A 19,799-nucleotide genomic window follows, 5' to 3' on the forward strand; every position below is an offset into this window, starting at 1 on the left:
AGGCTCTTCATGAGCGCTGTTATCACGCCTGCTGCTTTTACCGACTACAAAGTCGCCGACATGTCCCTGGCTGCCTGGGGCCGTCGCGAGATCATCATTGCCGAATCCGAAATGCCAGCGCTGATGGGCCTGCGCCGCAAATATTCTGGCGAACAGCCACTGAAGGGCGCAAAAATCCTCGGCTGCATCCACATGACCATCCAGACCGCCGTGCTGATCGAAACCCTGGTTGCCCTGGGTGCCGAAGTTCGTTGGTCCTCCTGCAACATCTTCTCGACCCAGGACCAGGCCGCCGCGGCCATTGCCGCTGCCGGTATCCCGGTTTTCGCCTGGAAAGGCGAGACCGAGCAAGAGTACGAATGGTGCCTGGAGCAGACCATCCTCAAGGATGGCCAGCCGTGGGAAACCAACATGATCCTCGACGACGGCGGCGACCTGACCGAACTGTTGCACAAGAAATACCCGGCCGTGCTGGACAAGGTCCACGGTGTGACCGAGGAAACCACCACCGGCGTACATCGCCTGCTGGACATGCTGGCCAAGGGCGAACTGAAAATCCCGGCCATCAACGTCAACGACTCGGTGACCAAGAGCAAGAACGACAACAAGTACGGTTGCCGTCACAGCCTCAACGATGCCATCAAGCGCGGCACTGACCACCTGCTGTCGGGCAAGCAGGCCCTGGTGATCGGCTACGGTGACGTGGGCAAGGGTTCGGCCCAATCCCTGCGTCAGGAAGGCATGATCGTCAAGGTGTCGGAAGTCGACCCGATCTGCGCCATGCAAGCGTGCATGGACGGTTTCGAGCTGGTTTCGCCGTTCATCGACGGGATCAACGACGGCACCGAGGCCAGCATCGACAAGGCACTGCTGGGCAAGATCGACCTGATCGTCACCACCACCGGTAACGTCAATGTCTGTGACGCCAACATGCTCAAGGCCCTGAAGAAGCGCGCAGTGGTCTGCAACATCGGCCACTTCGACAATGAAATCGACACCGCTTTCATGCGCAAGAACTGGGCATGGGAAGAAGTCAAGCCGCAGGTCCACAAGGTACACCGTACCGGCACCGGCAGCTTCGACCCGCAAAACGATGACTACCTGATCCTGCTGGCCGAAGGCCGCCTGGTTAACCTGGGCAACGCCACCGGTCACCCGAGCCGCATCATGGACGGTTCGTTCGCCAACCAGGTCCTGGCCCAGATCTTCCTGTTCGGCCAGAAATACGCCGACCTGTCGCCGGCCCAGAAAGCCGAGCGCCTGACCGTGGAAGTGTTGCCGAAGAAACTCGACGAAGAAGTGGCCCTGGAAATGGTCCGCGGTTTCGGCGGCGTGGTCACCCAACTGACCAAGCAACAGGCTGACTACATCGGCGTCACCGTCGAAGGCCCGTTCAAGCCGCACGCTTATAGGTACTGACGGCAGCTGCGAGCTTTGAGCTTCAAGCTGCAAGTGAAAGCGGTTGTTCACTTGCAGCTTGAGGCTTCCTTCTTCATCGCTATTACGCAGCCGCGAGCTGCAAGCTTATAAGCACAGGAATTCGGCGCACCGCCCTCTTGCAGCTTATAGCTTGTGGCTTGCCGCTGGGAGCCCCGACCATGTCCCAAGAACGCCGCTACAGCTTCGAGTTCTTCCCGACGAAAACCGATGCTGGGCATGAAAAACTGATCGCCACTGCCCGCCAGTTGGCCAGCTACAACCCCGATTTCTTCTCCTGCACCTACGGCGCCGGCGGTTCGACCCGTGACCGCACGATGAACACCGTGCTGCAGCTCGAAAGCGAAGTCAAAGTCCCGGCCGCTCCACATCTGTCTTGCGTGGGCGATAGCAAGGATGACCTGCGCAACCTGCTGACCCAATACCAAGCCGCCGGCATCAAGCGCATCGTGGCCCTGCGCGGCGACCTGCCGTCAGGCATGGGCATGGCCAGTGGCGAGCTGCGTCACGCCAATGAACTGGTTGAGTTCATTCGCGAAGAAACCGGCGAACACTTTCACATCGAAATCGCCGCGTACCCGGAAATGCATCCCCAGGCGCGCAACTTTGAAGATGACCTGCGCAATTTCGTGCGCAAGGCCAACGCCGGCGCCAACAGTGCAATCACCCAATATTTCTTCAACGCCGACAGCTATTTCTATTTCGTCGAGCGCGTTCGCAAGCTGGGTGTCGAGATCCCCGTGGTACCGGGAATCATGCCGATCACCAACTACAGCAAGCTGGCGCGTTTCTCCGACGCCTGCGGGGCAGAAATCCCGCGCTGGATCCGCAAGCAACTGGAAGCCTACGGCGACGACACGTCCAGCATCCAAAGCTTCGGTGAAGAAATCATCACGCAAATGTGTGAGCGTTTGTTACAAGGCGGTGCACCGGGGTTGCATTTCTATACCCTGAACCAGGCCGAGCCCAGCCTCGCGGTATGGAATAACCTCAAACTGCCGCGTTAACTGACTTAATGCAGTGGTACAAAAAAAGGCCCTGGCAAAAACCAGGGCTTTTTTTTACACAAACATCTGGAGGATTGCGTTAGATGCCTAATGGTCACAGGTCAACGACCCCACAACTCATTTATCTGGTCTACGGGGCCGAGACTTATCACCAGGAAGCGGTCTTCAGCATCGCCAGCGCTCTGGCGGGTCTGCGCGAGACCCCAGGTGAAGCGCTGGACATCCAGGTGTTCACTGACAATCCCGCGCCCTACGACGGTTTGCCGGTTCGGCTGCGCCCGCTGGACAACGAAACACGGCAAGGCTGGATCGCCCCGCACGGCTATCACTTCCGAGCCAAGCACGTTGTCCTGCAGAAGGTGCTCGAAGAGCATGAACTGGCACTGCTGATCGACACGGACACCTTTTTCCATTGCTCGCCCCTGGCTCTTTTCCAGCGGATCAAGCCAGGTACGCTGCTGTGTAACGCCTTCGGCTTGAATTATGGCGCCAACAAGGATGCGGGACTGTACCTGACGCTCGCCAAGCCTCTGCAACAGCGGCAACTGGCTGACGATGCCATGCCATTGCTGAACTCGGGCGTGATCGGTCTCTACGCGGCCGATACGGCAATCCTGGACCAATCGATCGCCCTGATGGATGAGTTTTATGTGCTCGCGAACGGGGCTTACACCCTGGAAGAGTTCTGCCTGTCGGTGGCGGCCTATCGCAAGGTCCAGGTCAGTGAATGTCCGGACCTGATCCACCACTACTGGAGCCGCAAGCAACTGTTCCGTGCCAAGACCAAAGCCTGGTACGACAAACATCGCGCAGCGCCGGTTTGCCAGTATGCGCTGGATGAAACACGGCAAGTCACCGCCGTCCTGCCCCGCCCGCCCACACTCCAACGCTTGGCGTACAAAGTCATTACCGTGGCGCTACCCGGCCATAAACGCCAGTTCATGCGTGAAATCCTCTATGGCTGCTACCCTCACCCGAACCCGTTCGATCGAGCCTGCGGCCCGGTCTGGTGGGAAAAGGCGCTGGAGAACGTCGAACATCGACTGAAAAAACCCTTGCAGGATCATGAGCTCAAACAGTGGCTCAGCCATCCCCTCATTCGATGGGTGCTGGGCGAGCGCCGCGAATCCATCTATCGCCACTTGATGCAGACGAAAGGCAGTTAGTGCCCTGCATGACCGATGCCGGGCACGAAGCCACGTGCCAGAGCGCTCTAGCTATTTGATGAGCTCTCGTCGTAACCTCCGGCCATGCCCGTAGTCGTCCAGTTACTGACAGCCCTCCTTCTCTTGTGCCTGAGCGTCGCCGCCCAGGCCGAGAAGTTGCGCATTGTCACCGAACCCTGGGCGCCCTACGTCTATGAAGAAAATGGCAAGACCCTGGGGCTGGACTATGAAACCACGGCCATCGTCTTCAAGCGCCTGGGCATCGACGTAGAATGGCAACTGCTTCCCTGGAAACGTTGCCTGGCGATGTTGGAACAAGGGCTGGCGGACGGCGCGCTGGACATTTTCCGCAGCGACGAGCGCGATGCCTTGCTGCTCTACCCCGGCGAACCGCTGTCGGATGTGGAGTTCGTCATGTTCTACGCCAACGCAAGGCCCCATCCGTTTCGTAACCTCGAGGACCTGGACGGGCTGACCGTCGGCACCTCCCCCGGTTATCTGTACAGCCAGGCGTTCAGGGAATCGACCCGATTCAAACAAGAAGCTGCGCCCACCCACGAGGCCAACTTCGGCAAGTTGCAACTGGGCCGGATTGACTTGCTCATCACCGACCGCCGGGTCGGCCGGCATGTGCTCAAGGCGCTGCAACTGGGCGACCAGATCACCGAAAGTCCCACGGTCGTGAGCCGCCAAAGCCAATACCTGGCGGTGCGGCGCGGCGCCGGCATGGATCTGCTGGTGCAACGCTTCGGAGCAGAACTCAAGCGTTTCAAGCATGAGCCCGCCTATGCCGAACTGAGCGCCCGCTATGGCGCCGGCCCAGCGGCCAGGACGGCGCAGCCCGACACGGTGCCACGCTGAAATACACCGTTGAGCAGCAGGAAAGCGGCGCACGGCGATTGCTCTGTTATACTCCGGCGTTCCCGCCAGGCTCACGCCCGGACGCCCGGTCTTGCAAAAGGCATCCCGACACCGCTACAGCGCAGCTTCCAGCCCGCGCGAGCCCTGTCCGGATCCGTCTTCCAGACCCGGCGGGACCGGACGGGATGAGGTCTTCGATTGATCCCATTCGCGCCAGGCAAGACTATCCCTTTGGGCCAGGCCCTCACTAAAAACAGGATTACTCATGTCCTTTGCTTCCCTCGGTCTCTCCGAGGCTTTAGTCGGCGCCATCGAAGCCGCCGGCTACACCCAGCCTACCCCGGTGCAACAGCGGGCTATCCCCGCCGTGTTGCAAGGTCGCGATCTGATGGTCGCCGCACAGACAGGTACTGGCAAGACCGGCGGTTTCGCCCTTCCGATCCTGGAGCGGTTGTTCCCTAACGGTCATCCAGACAAATCCCAGCGTCACGGCCCGCGCCAACCGCGCGTACTGGTCCTGACCCCTACCCGCGAACTGGCGGCCCAGGTGCACGAGAGTTTCAAGGTCTATGCTCGCGACCTGAAATTCGTCAGTGCCTGCATTTTCGGCGGCGTCGGCATGAACCCGCAGGTCCAGGCCATGGCGCGTGGCGTCGACGTGCTGGTGGCCTGCCCCGGTCGCCTGCTGGACCTGGCTGGCCAGGGCAGCGTCGATCTGTCCCACGTGGAAATCCTCGTGCTGGACGAAGCCGACCGCATGCTCGACATGGGTTTTGTCCATGACGTGAAAAAAGTGCTGGCCCGCCTGCCGGCCAAGCGCCAGAACCTGCTGTTCTCGGCGACGTTCTCCAAGGACATCACCGACCTCGCCGGCAAGCTCTTGCACAACCCGGAGCGCATCGAAGTCACGCCGCCGAACACCACGGTCGAGCGCATCGAGCAACGCGTATTCCGCCTGCCGGCCAGCCATAAGCGTGCCCTGCTGGCGCACCTGATCACCACCGGCGCCTGGGAACAGGTCCTGGTGTTCACTCGCACCAAGCATGGCGCCAACCGCCTCGCCGAATACCTGGACAAGCATGGCCTGCCGGCTGTGGCGATCCATGGCAATAAGAGCCAGAACGCCCGCACCAAGGCCCTGGCCGACTTCAAGGCCGGAGAAGTGCGCATCCTGGTTGCTACCGACATCGCCGCTCGCGGCCTCGACATCGACCAGCTACCGCATGTGGTCAACTTCGAGTTGCCGAATGTCGATGAAGACTACGTACACCGTATCGGCCGTACGGGCCGGTCGTTCGGGCGAGGCGATTTCGCTGGTCGCGCCGGACGAAGAGAAGCTGCTCAAGAGCATCGAGCGCATGACCAAGCAGAAGATCGCCGACGGCGACCTGATGGGCTTCGATTCCAGCACCATCGAGGCTGAAAAGCCTGAAGTGCGTGAACGTCCGGATGTTCGCAACCCGCGCAACCCGCGTGGTCCACGCGGCGACGGTCCGAATGGCGGCGGCGGTGGCGGCGGTCGTAAAGACAAAGGCAAGGACAAGGGCAAGGAAAAGGCGGCCACCAGCGGTCGCGGCGAACGTCCGGCCCGCGAGCAGAAGCCCCGTGAAGGTACGCCAGCCCGTGAGCAGCAGCGCCCAGCACCGCGCGCCGCGGCCGATCGTGCCCCGGACGAGTTCCTCGACGATGATGTCGATAACTTTGGCAACCGTGTCGACTACGTACCCCAGCAGAAACCGGCCCAGGGTCGCGGTCGTCGTCCAGGCGCACCGGCACCAGGCGCGGCTGCGGGCGCACCACGCAATGGCCAGCCACAAGGTCGCCAGAACGGTCCGCGCAACAGCAACGGCTCGTCCACCGGCACTCCGCCGGCCAAGCGCAGCGGCCCACGCAACGGCGCTCCGCGTGACGGCCAGGCCCGTCGCGAAGACTCTCGTCCACGCCGCCCGGCCCGTGATGACAACCAGCCTCGTCAGGAACCCGCCGTGCAGAACCCGCGTGGCAGCCAGCCGAAAATCATGCACAAGGAATCGAAGGTCGATCGTTTCCCGACGCCTGAGCAGCTGGATGAACTGCCAAGCCGCCCGCGCGGCGAAAAACCGGCGCTGCTGACGCGCAATCGCTGAGTTTTCAAGCACAAAGAAAAACGCCCCCGGCCGCAAGGCCAGGGGCGTTTTTTTTGTCAGGGGCGAACGTTACTTCGCCTGGACGCCTTCAAACGAAACGTACAGCTCGACCACGTCGGATTTCGGTCCCAGGTCCTTCTGCTTGCCAAAGTCAGAACGCTTGATGGTGGTGGTGCCTTCGAAGCCGGCACGGTAGCCGCCCCATGGATCCTTGCCCTCACCCAGGAAGGTGGCCTTGACCACGATCGGCTTGGTCACGCCCAGCAGGGTCAGATCACCGGTCACATCGGCGGTGTTCGCGCCGGTGGACTTGACGCTGGTGGAAACGAAGGTGGCCTTGCCGAATTTGCTGGCGTTCAGGAAATCAGCGCTAGCGATGTGCTTGTCACGCTCGGCGTGGTTGGTGAACACGCTGGCGGTGTTGACGTTGAACTCGATTTTGCTGGCTTCGGGCTTGGCAGCGTCGAAGCTGAACTTGCCATCGATGTCCTTGAAGGTACCAGTGATGTAGCTATAGCCCAGGTGGCTGATCTTGAAGTCGACGAAGGCGTGCTGGCCTTCCTTGTCAACCACGTAGTCTGCGGCCATGGCCTGGCCGGCGGACAGCAGGGCAGAACCGATTGCCAGAGCGGCGAGCGTCTTTTTCAACATGCTTTCTATTCCTTTGGAGTCGAGGTTGAACATCAGGCTTGGCGCCCCAGCATTCGCTTGAGGGTCGCGTCACGGTCGATAAAGTGGTGCTTCAATGCTGCCAACGCATGGAGGCCGGAAAAAATTACCAGCGCCCACGCCAGGTAAAAGTGAATCTGGCCGGCGACGTCTGCCTGATCGGGCAGTCCGGACACCAGCGCGGGTACTTCAAACAAACCAAACACCGAGATCCCGACACCGTCTGCGGTGGAAATCAGGTAACCGGCGATCATCACGGCGAACAGCCCGAGATACAGGGCACTATGACCGACCTTGGCGCCGACGCGGGTAAGACGGCCATAGGTTTCCAGGGTCGGTGGCGGTGGGCTGACAAAACGCCAGATCACCCGCAGCACCATGACCGCCAGCAGCACCAGGCCGATGCTCTTGTGCAGGTCCGGCGCGTCTTTGCGCCAAGTGCTGTAGTAATCCAGCCCGACCATCCACAGGCCCAGCGCGAACAGCCCGTACACCGTCAGCGCTACGGCCCAGTGCGAAACGATGCTGACCCAGCCATAGCGGGAAGAAGAGTTGCGTAGCTGCATTGCTCATATCCTGTAAAAACTGTGACCAAGACTAGCGAGTTATCTATCGATTTAAAGCGGAAATTTTCGCTTTGAAATATCGAGAAATACGATCATCAGTCTGGAAGGGGTGGGTTAAGGAAAGATTAAAGGGGAAACGGTGGGTAATGGCGAGGATACAGGCAGCCGTTAGGTGTCTGCATGGACCTTTCGCCAGCAGGCTCGCCCCCATAGCGGACCCCGCGGGGGCCATCACCGCCGCTCAAGTATTTTTTCCATGCAATACATATGTATCGCCATTTCCGCTTTTACCCTTGATCAAATGAGCGCTCAACAATTCATTGAACAAGGTGAACAAAATGGCTGTTCGTTATACCCCTTTCAAAGCTAGCGGCTCGCCGCAATTACCTCCTAATCAAACGATGTCCCCCGGGCAATACCTGAGATCCAGCAATGGACGGTTCCGATTGATCTTACAGGCCGATGGCAACCTGGTAATCAAAGACCGCGAGGCAACTATCTGGACCGCTAGTGATAAACAGCCTTACAGCGCCACGTTGTATCCGAGGAGAATGCGTGAACCACTGCAATTCGTCGTCAGCAACAGTGGTTTTCTTTATGATCCGTCTAGACGGCGATTATGGATCGCCGAAAGCACCCACAGCACAGACAAATCTCTTTGGTTCAACACCTATATGGTCATGCAGGACGATGGAAACCTGGTCATTTTTGACATGCGAACGGGCAATCTTCGCTGGGCCCGCTATGGCTTCGTTCCGGGGCGAATGTCCAAGCCAAAGCGGGTCAAAGTTTTATTTGAGGACTTTGAACTTAAAACCTGGTCGTTTTCACTGCCGCCTTTCTAGAGTTACTTATTGACGCACTCAGGTCTGTAAGGATCCATGTCGCATCTATAAACTAATTGAGGATCGTGCTTTTTCAGCACCATACGGCCATCAGCAGTGCAACCACTGGCACCGAATGCTGCCAACAGCATTAAAGCCGCTATCAATTTCATATTAGTTCCAGCTTTTACGAGATGAAAATTGTGAATTATTAGTTTACTGAGCACTCGGGCTTATATGGATCGATGGAGCATTTGTATGCCAACTGCGGATCTCTTTTTGGAATCATCGGAATCTTCAAAGGATCCCGGCATTCGCCATACACACATCCATATATCGAAACCGATACAACCACTACAATTAGTATTTTCATACGCACTCCTGTTTTTCGAGGAGCCTAGACTTACGCCTTGGTAAGCGCTATCGCCTGCTTCCGGTTAAAGGGTGGGAAGTTTCCGATATATCGCCGATGCGTGTAGGACGTCGCGCTTATCAAGCGGCGCCGATCCGCTTGATGCGGGATAAAAAAACGCGACCCTTGGGCCCATGTGGTTCATTTGAGAAAAATGATGGAGCTGTGGCGAGGGAGCTTGCTCCCGCTCGGCTGCGAAGCAGTCGTAAACCGGCGGGTGCAGTATGTCTGATATTCCGCATTTGTCAGGTTTTGGGGCCGCTTCGCGGCCCAGCGGGAGCAAGCTCCCTCGCCACGGGTTTGTCGATTGCCTTAAGTGAACCGCATTAGGCCCTTAGGCCGCGTTTTTTACGCCTGAAGGTTACTGAGCCTGGGTCTCAGTAGTTGTCGCCGGTTTGGCTACCGGTTTCTTCGCCGGTTCAGCCTTTTTCACCGGAGCCTTGGCCGGGGCTTTTTTAGCCGGGGTCTTGGCCGCAGGCTTCTTCGCCGCCGGCTTGGCCGCGGCTTTCTTGGCGGGCTCGACTTTCACCGGGGCAGGCGCGAGTGGCGCGACCGGGGCAGGCGCTGGCGCGGGTGTCGGTGCAGGCGCTGGAGGCGGGGCTACCGGCTCGGGGGCCTTGGCCGGTTCCGGCTTCTTGTCGTCATCCGAGCCACCGAACAGGTTGCTGAAGAAGTTGCCTTTCTTCGCCGCCACCGCGCCGGCGGCAGCCGCTGCGGCCGGGGCGACTTTCGGTGGTTCGAACGACTTGCCAGCCGCCAGGTCTTCCACCTGGCTGGCTGCGCGCTGGCCGCTGCGCAATGCGCCTTCCAGGGTGCCTGGGTACAACGCGTCGGTGTGTTCGCCAGCAAAGGCTACACGTTGCAAAGGTTTTTCCCACAGACGCCAGTACTTACTGATCTGGCCCGGACCAAACGCCAGGTACGCGCCGCCCATGGATGGGTCGGTGCTGTAGCGGCGGATTTCATAGCCGGTAAACGCGCCACGGGCCTGTGGATAAAACGCGTGCAGGCGGATCAGCACCTGATCGACCATCTGCTTGTCGCCGAAAGCCTGCATCACCCGAGCGTTGTCGCCGGACAGGTTGATGACCACGTTGGCGCCGCCCTTCATGGCCGGTTCGATCCACATCATGCCCAGGCCGGCATTGCTGTAGATCTCGCCCGACATGCGTGCCTTGCTGTCCCAGACCGGGGTCTTGAACTTGAGCATGATCTGGTCGCGCCAACCGTAGTTGGTGCCTTTGATCGCGCCCAGGTGCTGGGCATCCAGGGCCGGGGTCAGCTGGATTTTGTTCAACGCCCGTAATGGCACGGCCAGTACCACGTAATCAGCCTGGTAGCCAACGGCGCCAACCTTGACGGTGACGCCGTCCTTGTCCTGGGAAATCGCCGAGACGGGAGAGCTGGTCTTGATGACTTTCAGTTGTTTGACGAACGCCTGGGCCAACACCGGGCTGCCGCCGAGCAGGCGCGAAGCGCGCAGGTCACGGTCGGACACGCCGCGATAGACGCGGTTCTGCTGTGCGAAATACAACAGCGACAGCCGCGACGGTTCGTCGTAGCGCGTACGAATTTCCTGATTGACCAGTTGCCGCGCGGTGGCGGGCAATTGCAGGCGGTCGAGCCAACCGGACACCGTGATCTGGTCGAGCGCGTGCAATGTATTGGTCGCCGCCGGGTTCAGCGGATCGTCGATGGAGCGGGCCAACTCGTCCACCGTGGTTTCGTAGCGCTTGAGCGCTTCGGCGGTGGCGGGTTGCTTGGTTGCCAGGTCTGCGGCGGAGAAGTAGGTACCGTCGATCAGATAACTGGGGGTGCGCACGAATTCCGGCGCCGGCGTGGTGCTCAGCTTGAAGGTGGAGACGTACTTGTTCAGCACCGGCTGGGTTTTTTCGTTGCCGATCCACTCGCTGGTGGCCATGCCAGAACGACCGCCCAGGCTCGGCTTGGCTTCCAGCAACGTCACGGCCCAGCCTTTGTTCTGCAGCTCATAGGCCGCCGTCAGCCCGGCCAACCCTCCGCCGATGACAATTGCTGTCGGTTGCTTGTCCTTGGCCAGCGCCGAAACGCTGAACAGCCCTATCATCACCAGCGCACAGGCGCGCAGCCAACCAGCAGACATTCAACGAACTCCGGAATGACGTAAGAATTTTCGATTTTTTGAGCCAGTCGGCTCCGGGAACGGCGAAGAATACGTCAGCCATCAAAGCGCCGCTAGCGGCGTCTATCGCCTAGCCCAAAGTAGCGACAACGACACAATGGGTTGTTCGCAAGGCCGCCATTGCATAGGCTTGCGCGATTGTTTTGCCCGCGCCCGCCGCGAGCCGCCTCGAGGAGACTGTACATGGGCCTGAATAACCAGTGGATGCAACGCGATCTCGCGGTGCTGTGGCACCCCTGCACCCAGATGAAAGATCACGAACAGCTGCCGCTGATCCCTATCAAGCGCGGCGAAGGCGTGTGGCTGGAGGACTTCGAAGGCAAGCGTTACCTCGACGCGGTGAGCTCTTGGTGGGTCAACGTGTTCGGTCACGCCAACCCGCGCATCAACCAACGCATCAAGGACCAGGTCGACCAGCTGGAGCACGTGATCCTCGCCGGCTTCAGCCACCAACCGGTGATCGAGCTGTCCGAACGCCTGGTAAAGATGACGCCCGAGGGCTTGACCCGGTGCTTCTACGCCGATAACGGCTCGTCCTGCATCGAAGTGGCGATGAAGATGAGCTTTCACTACTGGATCAATCGCGGCCGACCGGACAAAAAGCGCTTCGTCACCCTGAGCAACAGTTACCACGGCGAAACCATCGCGGCGATGTCGGTGGGCGATGTACCGCTGTTCACCGAAACCTACAAGGCGTTGCTGCTGGACACCATCAAAGTGCCGAGCCCCGACTGCTACCACCGTCCGGACGGCATGGGCTGGGAAGAGCATTCGCGCAACATGTTCGCCGCCATGGAACAGACCCTGGCCGAGCACCACGACACGGTGGCGGCAGTGATCGTCGAACCGCTGATCCAGGGCGCCGGCGGCATGCGTATGTACCACCCGGTGTATTTGAAGCTATTGCGCGAAGCTTGCGACCGCTACGGCGTGCACCTGATCCACGATGAAATCGCGGTCGGCTTCGGCCGCACCGGGACGATGTTTGCCTGTGAACAGGCCGGCATCACGCCGGATTTCCTCTGTCTGTCGAAGGCCCTGACGGGCGGTTACCTGCCACTGGCGGCATGCGTGACCACCGATGAGGTCTACAGCGCGTTCTACGACGACTATCCGACCCTGCGCGCCTTCCTGCATTCCCACAGCTACACCGGCAATCCGCTGGCCTGCGCGGCAGCCCTGGCGACGCTGGATATTTTCGAGGATGACAACGTTATCGAAAACAATAAGGCGCTGGCCCAACGCATGGCGAGCGCCACCGCGCACCTGGCCGACCACCCGAACGTGGCGGAAGTGCGCCAGACCGGGATGGTGCTGGCGATCGAAATGGTCAAGGACAAGGCCAGCAAAACCGCCTATCCGTGGCAGGAGCGCCGCGGCCTGACGGTGTTCCAGCATGCCTTGGAACGCGGTGCATTGCTGCGGCCGCTGGGCAGCGTGGTGTATTTCCTGCCGCCTTATGTGATCACGCCGGAACAGATCGACTTCCTGGCCGAGGTCGCCAGCGAAGGCATCGACATCGCCACCCGGGACAAGGTCAGCGTCGCGGTGCCGAAGGACTTCCATCCGGGTTATCGCGATCCAGGCTGATTGCACGCTTTCCCGTGGCGAGGGAGCTTGCTCCCGCTGGGCCGGTCCGACGCTTCGGGCGTAGCGGCCCCCATTCTTGCGATTGCTGCGCAATCGAGCGGGAGCAAGCTCCCTCGCCACAACAGCACTTGACCATGCAGCAATGCGCACCCGTACTTAGAGAACAAAACATGAGACTGTCCCGCTTCTTCATCGACACGCCCCTGAGCCTCGGCGACCATGAGTTGCCCGAAGCCCAGGCCCATTACATCGGCCGGGTGCTGCGCATGGCCGAGGGTGATGCGGTTCAAGTGTTCGACGGCTCCGGCCAGGAGTTTCGCGGCACCTTGGCCGAAGTCGGCAAGAAGCGTGTGCGCGTGCAGCTCGACGAGCAATTTGCCGGTCAGGCTGAATCGCCCTTGCGTATTCACTTAGGCCAGGGCCTGTCCCGCGGCGAGCGCATGGACTGGGCTGTTCAGAAAGCCACGGAACTGGGTGTCAGCGAGATCACGCCGATTTTCACCGAACGCTGTGAAGTGCGTCTCAAGGACGAACGCGCCGACAAACGCCTGCTGCACTGGCGTCAGGTGGCTATCAGCGCCTGCGAGCAATGCGGGCGCTCCACCGTGCCGGTCATCCACCCGCCGTTGCTGCTGGCCGACTGGCTGAAGCAGAACGACGCCGAGCTGAAACTGGTGCTGCACCCGGTGGCCGAACCGCTGGTCAGCCACGCCAAACCGTCAACGCTGGCGTTTCTGATCGGCCCCGAGGGCGGCTTGTCGGATGGCGAAGTCGAGCAGGCCAAGGCCGCCGACTTCCACGCCGCCCGCCTCGGCCCCCGTGTGCTGCGCACCGAAACCGCGCCGGTGGTGGCGTTGACGGTGGCACAGCAGTTGTGGGGAGATTTCTGAAACCAAACACTGTCCCGGCATGACCGGTTTATTTCACCGGATCACTGGTCGGCTTGGCGATGATCGCCTTCAACTCGCTGGTCATCGGGAACTCAAGATTCAGGCCCTTGGGCGGAATTGGCTGCTGGAACCAGCGATCGTAGATAGCGTTGATTTCCCCTGACTTGTACAAGTCAGCCAGGGTCGCATTGACCAGCGCGAGGAATTTCGGATCGTCCTTGCGCACCATGCAGCTGTAGATCTCCCGCGACTGCTCTTCCCCGACCACCACCCATTTGTGCGGATCGCGCGCCTTGGCCCGCTCGCCGTAGAGCAGTGCATCGTCCATGTAGAATGCCGCCGCCCGGCCAGTTTCCAGCATCTGGAACGCTTCGCCGTGGTCCTTGGCGCTGATGACGAACATATCGACCTTGTTGTCCTGGTTGTAGCTTTTGAGGAAGCGTTCGTTGGTCGTGCCTGCCGTCGTCACGACGTTTTTGCCGCGCAGATCGGCAAAGCTGCGGATGCCGCTGTCCTTGGCCGTCAGCAACTGGCCCTTCACGTAAATGAAGCCGTAGGAAAAGGCCACCTGCTTTTGCCGCTCGGCGGTCACCCCGGTGGAACCGCACTCCAGGTCCACGGTGCCGTTCTGCACCAGCGGGATGCGTGTCTGTGAAGTGACCAGGTTGTACTTCACATTCAGTTGCGGCAACGCCAGTTGCTGCTTGATGCGCTCGACGATCTTGCTTGCCAGTTCCACCGAATACCCCATCGGTTTGCCGCTATTGTCCGCGACATAGGAAAACGGCACCGAGGCATCGCGATAACCCAGGGTAATGCTTTTGCTGTTGGCGATTTTGTCCAGCGTGCCGGCCGGGGGCGCTTCATTGGCAAAAGCCTGGGCGCCGAGCAGCAGGCTCAGGGTGCAGCCGATCAACGTGATTTTTTTCATTTGTTGTTCTCCGTTGTGGGTGGGTCAGGCGGCGCGGGGCGTGAGGCCCTGCAAGTCGATGGAAGGTTTTTGCCGGCAAATCAGCTCACTGAGCAAACGACCGCTGCCGCAGGCCAGGGTAAATCCCAAGGCACCATGGCCGAGGTTGAGCCACAGGTTGCGGTAACCGGTGGCTCCGATCAGCGGTACGCCGCTGGGCGTGGCCGGACGCATGCCCGTCCATTCCACGGCGCGCTGGTAATCGCCAGCCAGGGGAAAAGTTTCAATGGCCTGGCGCCGGATCAGGGCCAGGCGTTTGGGATCTGGCGCTGGGTCGAAACCGACAATGTCCACCATCGCTGCCACTCGCAGTTGTTCACCGATGCGAGCGTAGACGACCTTGCGGTCATAGTCGGTGATGCTCAACTCCGGCGCCCGGTGCCGCGCCTCAATCGGCACCGTCAGGCTGTAGCCCTTGAGCGGGTACAGCGGCAGCCGCACTCCGGGCAAAGCCAGCGCGGCGCTGCGGTGGCCAGCGGCAATCACCAGGTGTTCCACGTCCAGGCGTTGCTCGCCCAGGTCGATGGCGTACACCGCGCCGTTGGCATGCTGGATGCCGGTCACCGGACGCCCTAACAGGAACTCGCAGCGCCCCGAAGCCCGTAGCCGCGCCGCCAGTTGTTGGCAGAAGCCATGGCAATCGGCGACCTCCTCGTCCGGCGTGTAGATCCCGCCCACGAACGGAACGTCGCCCAGCGCCGGCTCCAGGCTGGCGCATTCGGCCGCGCCCAGCACTTGCTGATGAGCGTGGTCGGTCAGTCGCTGCCGAGCGCGTTCGAAATGGCCGGCATTGCGAAACGTCACCAGTTTGCCGTTGCGCCGCCACTCGAAGCCGTCAAGGTGGTCGTCTTCGCGCCAAGCCTGCAAGGTCGCCTGGCTCAACAATGCCAGGCGCAACAGGTGCGCGCCGTTGCGCCGGTTGACCGAGGTCCGGCACGCACCGATGAACGCCGCCATCCAGCGCCACTGGGCCGGGTCCAGGCGCGGGCGCAGCTTGAGGGGTGAATCGCCGCGCAGCATCCAGCCCAACGCCTGCCACGGCACACCGGCGTCCGCCAGTGGCGTGACGTAGCGGTAGGATAACTGGCCGCCGTTGGCGAAGCTGGTTTCGCTGCCCAACGCATCCCGCGCCTCTACCAGGGTGACATCGACGCCATCGCGAACCAGCGCATAAGCACTCGCCAACCCGACCACACCGCCACCGATGATGCAAACCCGCTGAGCCATGTCCATCTCACACCCGTTTCGAATGGACCGAGATTAGGACCAGGTGACAGCCCTCGAACAATGAATAAAGATGAGCCTCCTATAAGCAAAGGTTATGGGCTCGCCATGCGTCTTCGTCATATCGAGATTTTCCAGGCGATTCGCCAGACCGGCTCCATCAGCGGCGCCGCTCAGTTGCTGCACGTTTCCCAGCCGGCGGTGACCAAGGTGTTGCAGCATGCCGAGCAGCAGTTGGGGTTTGCGCTGTTCCTGCGCGTGCGCGGCAAGTTGCAGGCCACGCCTGAAGCGCTGGAGCTGGAGCGCGAAGTCGACAAGGTCAGCGAAAGCCTGCAAGGCGTGCGGCGGTTGGCCCAAAGCCTGCGCCGCGAGCCGGGCCACAGCCTGCGAATCGGCGCCACGCCGGCCCTGGCCTTGTCGCTGCTGCCGACGGCGATCCATCAGTGGACCCAACGTTACCCAGACATTCTTTGTGAGTTATCGAGCGCTCACAGCCGTGAGCTGACACAAAACCTGCTGATGCGCGAGATCGATCTCGCCCTGACCCTGCAAGCGCCTGATCATCCGGGCCTCAAGGCCCAGCCCCTCGCCAGCGGCGTGCTGGTGGCCCTGGCACCGAGCGGCCAATGGCCTGACGTGGCGGTCGGCACGCCGATGCCGTTGCAGGCGCTGTCCGACGCGCCGTTGATCGGCCTGTCCAGCACCGACCCGCTGTCAGCCCGGTTGGACGGCTACCTAAAGTCAGTGGAACCGCCGCCGCGCGTGAGCATCGCCGTACAGACTTACTCACTGGCGCGGGCAATGGCGGAATCCGGGGCCGGGCTGGCCGTTATCGACCCGTTCACCGCCCTGGGTGCGTCGAGCACCCGCACGGTCATACGGCCATTGTCACCGCCGCTGCCCATTTCCCTGTATGCCGTGACGCGAGCCAATGAGGCGCCGGCACACACCTTGGGCGCCTTGCTGGAGATTGTCGCCCGCCAGGCCCAGGCGCAACTCGATCGCCTGTTTGTGAGCGCTCAAAGCACGTAGAACATGATCGCCACGAAATGCAGCAGGCTGCCGGCGATGACGAATAGATGCCAGATACCATGGGCATGGCGCAGGCGATGATCGAGGGCGAAAAAAATGATGCCGACGGTGTAGAGCACGCCGCCCGAGGCCAGCCAGGCGAAACCGGTGCTGCCCAGGGCCGCCAGCAACGGCTTGACCGCGATCAATACAATCCAGCCCATCACCGCATAGATGACAATCGACAGGACCCGCGCGTCGGAACGCGGCTTGATCTCCTGCAAGATGCCAATCACCGCCAGGCCCCAGACGATCCCGAACAAAGTCCAGCCCCACGGCCCCCGCAAGGTCACCAGGCAGAACGGTGTATAGCTGCCGGCAATCAACAGATAGATCGAAAAATGATCGACCTTTTGCATGATCTCTTTTTTGCGCCCACGCACACTGTGATAAACCGTCGAGGCGCTGTAGAGCACCAGTAAGGTGAGTCCGTAGATCGCCACGCTGACGATCTTCCAAGGATCGCCGGCCATCCCGGCAATCACCAGCAACCACACCGCGCCGATAAACGCCGCGACCGCCCCCACCAAATGCGTCCAGGCGTTGAGTCGTTCCCCGTGATACATCCAATCCCACCCCACATTTCGAAACAGGCGCCAAGGCTCAGGCCTGGCGCTTCAAAGTGCAATGGTTGATCACACCCCAAGACCGATTGGGGCACAATCAGGCCATACGAATAAGAGTCCACCCCATGCTGATCGACGAAGAATTGACCCTTAAAAAGCTCGAGGTGTTCCTCGCCTTCATGCGCACCGGCAACCTGGCGCGGGCCGCGGCGGATTTGCAGACCAGCAACGTCAGCGTGCACCGGGCCATTCATTCGCTGGAGAGCGCGCTGCGTTGCCCGCTGTTCAAGCACGAAGGCCGCAACCTCACTCCGCTGGAGAGCGCTTATGTGTTGGAAGAGCGCGCGCAGAAGCTGATCCAGGACGTGGTCGAAAGCGTGCGCCTGACCCGCGAGGCGGCAGGTTTTTCCGCCGAGCGTTTCAAACTGGGCTCGCTGTATTCGTTGACGGTCAAGACCGTGCCACAACTGATCATGGGCCTGAAGATCCGCCGCAGCGAACTCAATATCGACCTGATCATGGGCTCCAACATCGACCTGTTGTACAAGCTCAAGAACATGGAAGTGGACGCGATCCTGGTGTCCCTGGACGACAGCGTCAACGATCCGGATTGCGAGCAGATCGCGCTGTTTTCCGATGATATTTTCCTGGCCACCCCAGCCGACTCGCCGTTTGCCCAACGCAGCGAAGTGGATCTCGCCGAAGTGCGCAACGAAACCTTCATCACCTTGACCCAGGGCTTCGCCACGCATCAGGACGGTAACCGGGTATTCAAGCAGGCGGGGTTCGAGCCGAAGGTGGCGATGCAGGTCAACGACATTTTCACCCTGCTGAGCATGGTCAGCTCAGGGGTGGGCTACGCCCTCCTGCCAGGCAGGATTGCGGCGGTGTATGAGAACCGGGTGAAGCTGATCCCGTTGCAGGAAAAGTACCGGTTGCAGCAGCACATCGGCGTGGTCTTCCTGAAGGCCAAGGAGCGTGACCCAAACTTGCTGGCGCTATTGGCTGAATGCCGGATGTACGCCAACCGCCAGGCCTGAAACCGAGCCAGTCATGATCGTTCCCACGTTCTGCGTGGGAACGATCACTCAAGCCTTAGCCCATCAATCCCCGCATGATCAGATATAGCAGCGAAGGCCCGAGCAAACAGCCCAGCGCGGTATAAAACGCCGCCGTCAGGCAGCCATAGGGCACCAACTTCGGATCGGTCGCCGCAAGGCCGCCAGCCACACCGCTGGATGTGCCCATCAATCCGCCGAAAATCACTGCGCTGCGCGGATTGTTAAGCCCGATATAGGGCGCCACGAAAGGCGTCGCCACCATCACCAGAATCGCCTTGATCAACCCCGCGGCAATCGACAACGCCATGACTTGCGAACTGGCGCCAATCGCCGCGCCAGTCACCGGACCGACGATATAAGTCACTGCACCGGCACCAATCGTCGTCAGGCTCACCACGTCGGTATATCCGAAGGCCATCGCGACCCCGACCCCGGCGATGAACGACGTTCCGACCCCAACGAACAAGGCCAGCACCCCAACGAAACCAGCACGCTTGAGTTCTTCGATACTGACGCCAAATGCCGTGGCGACAATGGCAAAATCCCGCAGCATGGCACCGCCGAGCAAACCGATGCCGGAGAGCAGCGGGATGTCCACGACGCCTTTCTGCCCACCGGTCATCGCACCGCCAATGTACGAGAGCACCAGCCCCAGCAAAATCGCAATGGCCGAGCCGTGCAACCGCCCCTTGGTGAACGTGTCGCTGATCCAGTACGACACCCACATGGTGATGCCGACGATGGCAAAACCACTGATCAGGCCGTAGCCGGTAATCACCTTCATCATTGATTCGTACATGGCGATCACCCTACGGTCTTGGCGGAAACATCGGCTTCAGGCGTCTTGTTGCCGATGCGCACCAGCACCGGAACGAGCGCAAAAGCGATGACCACCGCCAAGGTCCCGGCCAGGATCGCCATCGGCCCGCCCTTGAGTGCACCGTAGACGTTTTGTTGGGCGGCCATCGCGACCACGATGGGGATGTAGATCGCGCTCCAAAACTCCACTCCGGCCTCGGACTTGCCCTTGAACAGGCCGCGCTTGTTCAGGTAACTGCCCAAGCCAATCAACAGCAGCATCGCAATACCGACGCCGCCGACGTTGGCCGGCACGCCAATCAGTTTGCCCAGCAGCTCACCGATGAAAATACCCGCCAGGGTACAAAAGGCCAGAAACGCCACACCATAGATAATCATT

General features: G+C 60.7%; 16 protein-coding genes and 2 pseudogenes. 10 read left to right on the forward strand and 8 right to left on the reverse strand.

Annotated elements, in window-relative coordinates; translation table 11 throughout:
• Window positions 1-9: 9 nt before the first annotated feature.
• From ahcY to rhlE2, 5 genes and pseudogenes are all read left to right on the forward strand, one after another.
• Window positions 10-1,419: an adenosylhomocysteinase gene (ahcY, locus tag HU806_RS14415; protein WP_186612026.1), complete on the forward strand. Its 1,410-nt coding sequence runs from the start codon at window positions 10-12 to the stop codon at window positions 1,417-1,419.
• Window positions 1,420-1,598: 179 nt separating this feature from the next.
• Window positions 1,599-2,444 (forward strand): methylenetetrahydrofolate reductase [NAD(P)H], encoded by an 846-nt coding sequence (metF, locus tag HU806_RS14420; protein WP_186612027.1) that lies wholly within the window; start codon window positions 1,599-1,601, stop codon window positions 2,442-2,444.
• An 83-nt stretch (window positions 2,445-2,527) separates the two neighbouring features.
• Window positions 2,528-3,610 carry a hypothetical protein gene (locus HU806_RS14425; RefSeq protein ID WP_186612028.1) on the forward strand — a complete coding sequence of 361 codons (1,083 nt, stop codon included), beginning with the start codon at window positions 2,528-2,530 and terminating at the stop codon, window positions 3,608-3,610.
• 84 nt (window positions 3,611-3,694) lie between these two features.
• A pseudogene (locus HU806_RS14430) lies at window positions 3,695-4,506 on the forward strand (substrate-binding periplasmic protein); the annotation flags it as partial.
• A gap of 230 nt (window positions 4,507-4,736) precedes the next feature.
• Window positions 4,737-6,597 (forward strand): annotated as a pseudogene (gene rhlE2, locus HU806_RS14435) (RNA helicase RhlE2).
• 69 nt (window positions 6,598-6,666) lie between these two features.
• Here rhlE2 and HU806_RS14440 read toward each other — a convergent pair.
• The gene (locus tag HU806_RS14440) at window positions 6,667-7,248 is read right to left on the reverse strand and encodes a YceI family protein (RefSeq protein ID WP_186612030.1); all 582 of its coding nucleotides are present in this window, start codon (window positions 7,246-7,248) and stop codon (window positions 6,667-6,669) included.
• A gap of 32 nt (window positions 7,249-7,280) precedes the next feature.
• Window positions 7,281-7,832: a cytochrome b gene (locus tag HU806_RS14445; protein WP_186612031.1), complete on the reverse strand. Its 552-nt coding sequence runs from the start codon at window positions 7,830-7,832 to the stop codon at window positions 7,281-7,283.
• Window positions 7,833-8,170: 338 nt separating this feature from the next.
• Here HU806_RS14445 and llpB point away from each other — a divergent pair, with 338 nt between their 5' ends.
• Window positions 8,171-8,677, forward strand: coding sequence for a lectin-like bacteriocin LlpB (llpB, locus tag HU806_RS14450; protein ID WP_186612032.1), 507 nt, complete (start codon window positions 8,171-8,173; stop codon window positions 8,675-8,677).
• 752 nt (window positions 8,678-9,429) lie between these two features.
• On the opposite strand, the gene HU806_RS14455 is transcribed toward llpB, so the two are convergent.
• On the reverse strand, window positions 9,430-11,190 hold the full coding sequence (locus tag HU806_RS14455) for a flavin monoamine oxidase family protein (RefSeq protein WP_186612033.1): 1,761 nt from the start codon (window positions 11,188-11,190) through the stop codon (window positions 9,430-9,432).
• Between the two features lie 222 nt (window positions 11,191-11,412).
• Between HU806_RS14455 and bioA the strand changes: the two genes are divergently transcribed.
• Entirely contained in the window at window positions 11,413-12,819 is a 1,407-nt protein-coding gene (bioA, locus tag HU806_RS14460) for an adenosylmethionine--8-amino-7-oxononanoate transaminase (RefSeq protein WP_186612034.1), read from the forward strand.
• Between the two features lie 170 nt (window positions 12,820-12,989).
• Window positions 12,990-13,709, forward strand: a complete 720-nt coding sequence (locus tag HU806_RS14465; RefSeq protein ID WP_186612035.1) for a 16S rRNA (uracil(1498)-N(3))-methyltransferase — start codon at window positions 12,990-12,992, stop codon at window positions 13,707-13,709.
• A 28-nt stretch (window positions 13,710-13,737) separates the two neighbouring features.
• On the opposite strand, the gene HU806_RS14470 is transcribed toward HU806_RS14465, so the two are convergent.
• Window positions 13,738-14,640 (reverse strand): transporter substrate-binding domain-containing protein, encoded by a 903-nt coding sequence (locus HU806_RS14470; RefSeq protein WP_186612036.1) that lies wholly within the window; start codon window positions 14,638-14,640, stop codon window positions 13,738-13,740.
• 24 nt (window positions 14,641-14,664) lie between these two features.
• On the reverse strand, window positions 14,665-15,906 hold the full coding sequence (locus tag HU806_RS14475; protein ID WP_186612037.1) for a D-amino acid dehydrogenase: 1,242 nt from the start codon (window positions 15,904-15,906) through the stop codon (window positions 14,665-14,667).
• A 105-nt stretch (window positions 15,907-16,011) separates the two neighbouring features.
• Here HU806_RS14475 and HU806_RS14480 point away from each other — a divergent pair, with 105 nt between their 5' ends.
• Window positions 16,012-16,935: a LysR family transcriptional regulator gene (locus HU806_RS14480; RefSeq protein WP_186612038.1), complete on the forward strand. Its 924-nt coding sequence runs from the start codon at window positions 16,012-16,014 to the stop codon at window positions 16,933-16,935.
• Here the strand turns inward: HU806_RS14480 and trhA are convergent.
• A complete protein-coding gene (trhA, locus tag HU806_RS14485) occupies window positions 16,923-17,540 on the reverse strand; it encodes a PAQR family membrane homeostasis protein TrhA (RefSeq protein ID WP_186612039.1) in 618 nt (205 codons plus the stop codon). The two genes, HU806_RS14480 and trhA, sit on opposite strands and share 13 nt — an antisense overlap.
• A gap of 125 nt (window positions 17,541-17,665) precedes the next feature.
• On the opposite strand from trhA, the gene HU806_RS14490 reads away from it, so the two are divergent.
• A complete protein-coding gene (locus tag HU806_RS14490; protein WP_186612040.1) occupies window positions 17,666-18,580 on the forward strand; it encodes a LysR family transcriptional regulator in 915 nt (304 codons plus the stop codon).
• Between the two features lie 55 nt (window positions 18,581-18,635).
• Here HU806_RS14490 and madM read toward each other — a convergent pair whose 3' ends face one another.
• Window positions 18,636-19,400 carry a malonate transporter subunit MadM gene (gene madM / locus HU806_RS14495; RefSeq protein ID WP_186612041.1) on the reverse strand — a complete coding sequence of 255 codons (765 nt, stop codon included), beginning with the start codon at window positions 19,398-19,400 and terminating at the stop codon, window positions 18,636-18,638.
• 5 nt (window positions 19,401-19,405) lie between these two features.
• Window positions 19,406-19,798: a malonate transporter subunit MadL gene (gene madL, locus HU806_RS14500; RefSeq protein ID WP_186612042.1), complete on the reverse strand. Its 393-nt coding sequence runs from the start codon at window positions 19,796-19,798 to the stop codon at window positions 19,406-19,408.
• Window position 19,799: the final 1 nt, after the last annotated feature.

Origin of the sequence: Pseudomonas sp. SWRI154, assembly GCF_014268645.1 — a bacterium.
In the GTDB taxonomy this organism is placed as follows: domain Bacteria; phylum Pseudomonadota; class Gammaproteobacteria; order Pseudomonadales; family Pseudomonadaceae; genus Aquipseudomonas; species Aquipseudomonas marvdashtae.

What these genes read in the sequence shown, in the direction of transcription:
- HU806_RS14475 (WP_186612037.1), bottom strand. Translation starts at nt 15,906, where the DNA reads ATGGCTCAGCGGGTTTGCATCATCGGTGGCGGTGTGGTCGGGTTGGCG.
- HU806_RS14490 (WP_186612040.1), top strand. Translation starts at nt 17,666, where the DNA reads ATGCTGATCGACGAAGAATTGACCCTTAAAAAGCTCGAGGTGTTCCTC.
- HU806_RS14465 (WP_186612035.1), top strand. Translation starts at nt 12,990, where the DNA reads ATGAGACTGTCCCGCTTCTTCATCGACACGCCCCTGAGCCTCGGCGAC.
- HU806_RS14440 (WP_186612030.1), bottom strand. Translation starts at nt 7,248, where the DNA reads ATGTTGAAAAAGACGCTCGCCGCTCTGGCAATCGGTTCTGCCCTGCTG.
- bioA (WP_186612034.1), top strand. Translation starts at nt 11,413, where the DNA reads ATGGGCCTGAATAACCAGTGGATGCAACGCGATCTCGCGGTGCTGTGG.
- madL (WP_186612042.1), bottom strand. Translation starts at nt 19,798, where the DNA reads ATGATTATCTATGGTGTGGCGTTTCTGGCCTTTTGTACCCTGGCGGGT.
- madM (WP_186612041.1), bottom strand. Translation starts at nt 19,400, where the DNA reads ATGTACGAATCAATGATGAAGGTGATTACCGGCTACGGCCTGATCAGT.
- HU806_RS14470 (WP_186612036.1), bottom strand. Translation starts at nt 14,640, where the DNA reads ATGAAAAAAATCACGTTGATCGGCTGCACCCTGAGCCTGCTGCTCGGC.
- HU806_RS14455 (WP_186612033.1), bottom strand. Translation starts at nt 11,190, where the DNA reads ATGTCTGCTGGTTGGCTGCGCGCCTGTGCGCTGGTGATGATAGGGCTG.
- trhA (WP_186612039.1), bottom strand. Translation starts at nt 17,540, where the DNA reads ATGTATCACGGGGAACGACTCAACGCCTGGACGCATTTGGTGGGGGCG.
- ahcY (WP_186612026.1), top strand. Translation starts at nt 10, where the DNA reads ATGAGCGCTGTTATCACGCCTGCTGCTTTTACCGACTACAAAGTCGCC.
- HU806_RS14425 (WP_186612028.1), top strand. Translation starts at nt 2,528, where the DNA reads ATGCCTAATGGTCACAGGTCAACGACCCCACAACTCATTTATCTGGTC.
- HU806_RS14480 (WP_186612038.1), top strand. Translation starts at nt 16,012, where the DNA reads ATGCGTCTTCGTCATATCGAGATTTTCCAGGCGATTCGCCAGACCGGC.
- HU806_RS14445 (WP_186612031.1), bottom strand. Translation starts at nt 7,832, where the DNA reads ATGCAGCTACGCAACTCTTCTTCCCGCTATGGCTGGGTCAGCATCGTT.
- metF (WP_186612027.1), top strand. Translation starts at nt 1,599, where the DNA reads ATGTCCCAAGAACGCCGCTACAGCTTCGAGTTCTTCCCGACGAAAACC.
- llpB (WP_186612032.1), top strand. Translation starts at nt 8,171, where the DNA reads ATGGCTGTTCGTTATACCCCTTTCAAAGCTAGCGGCTCGCCGCAATTA.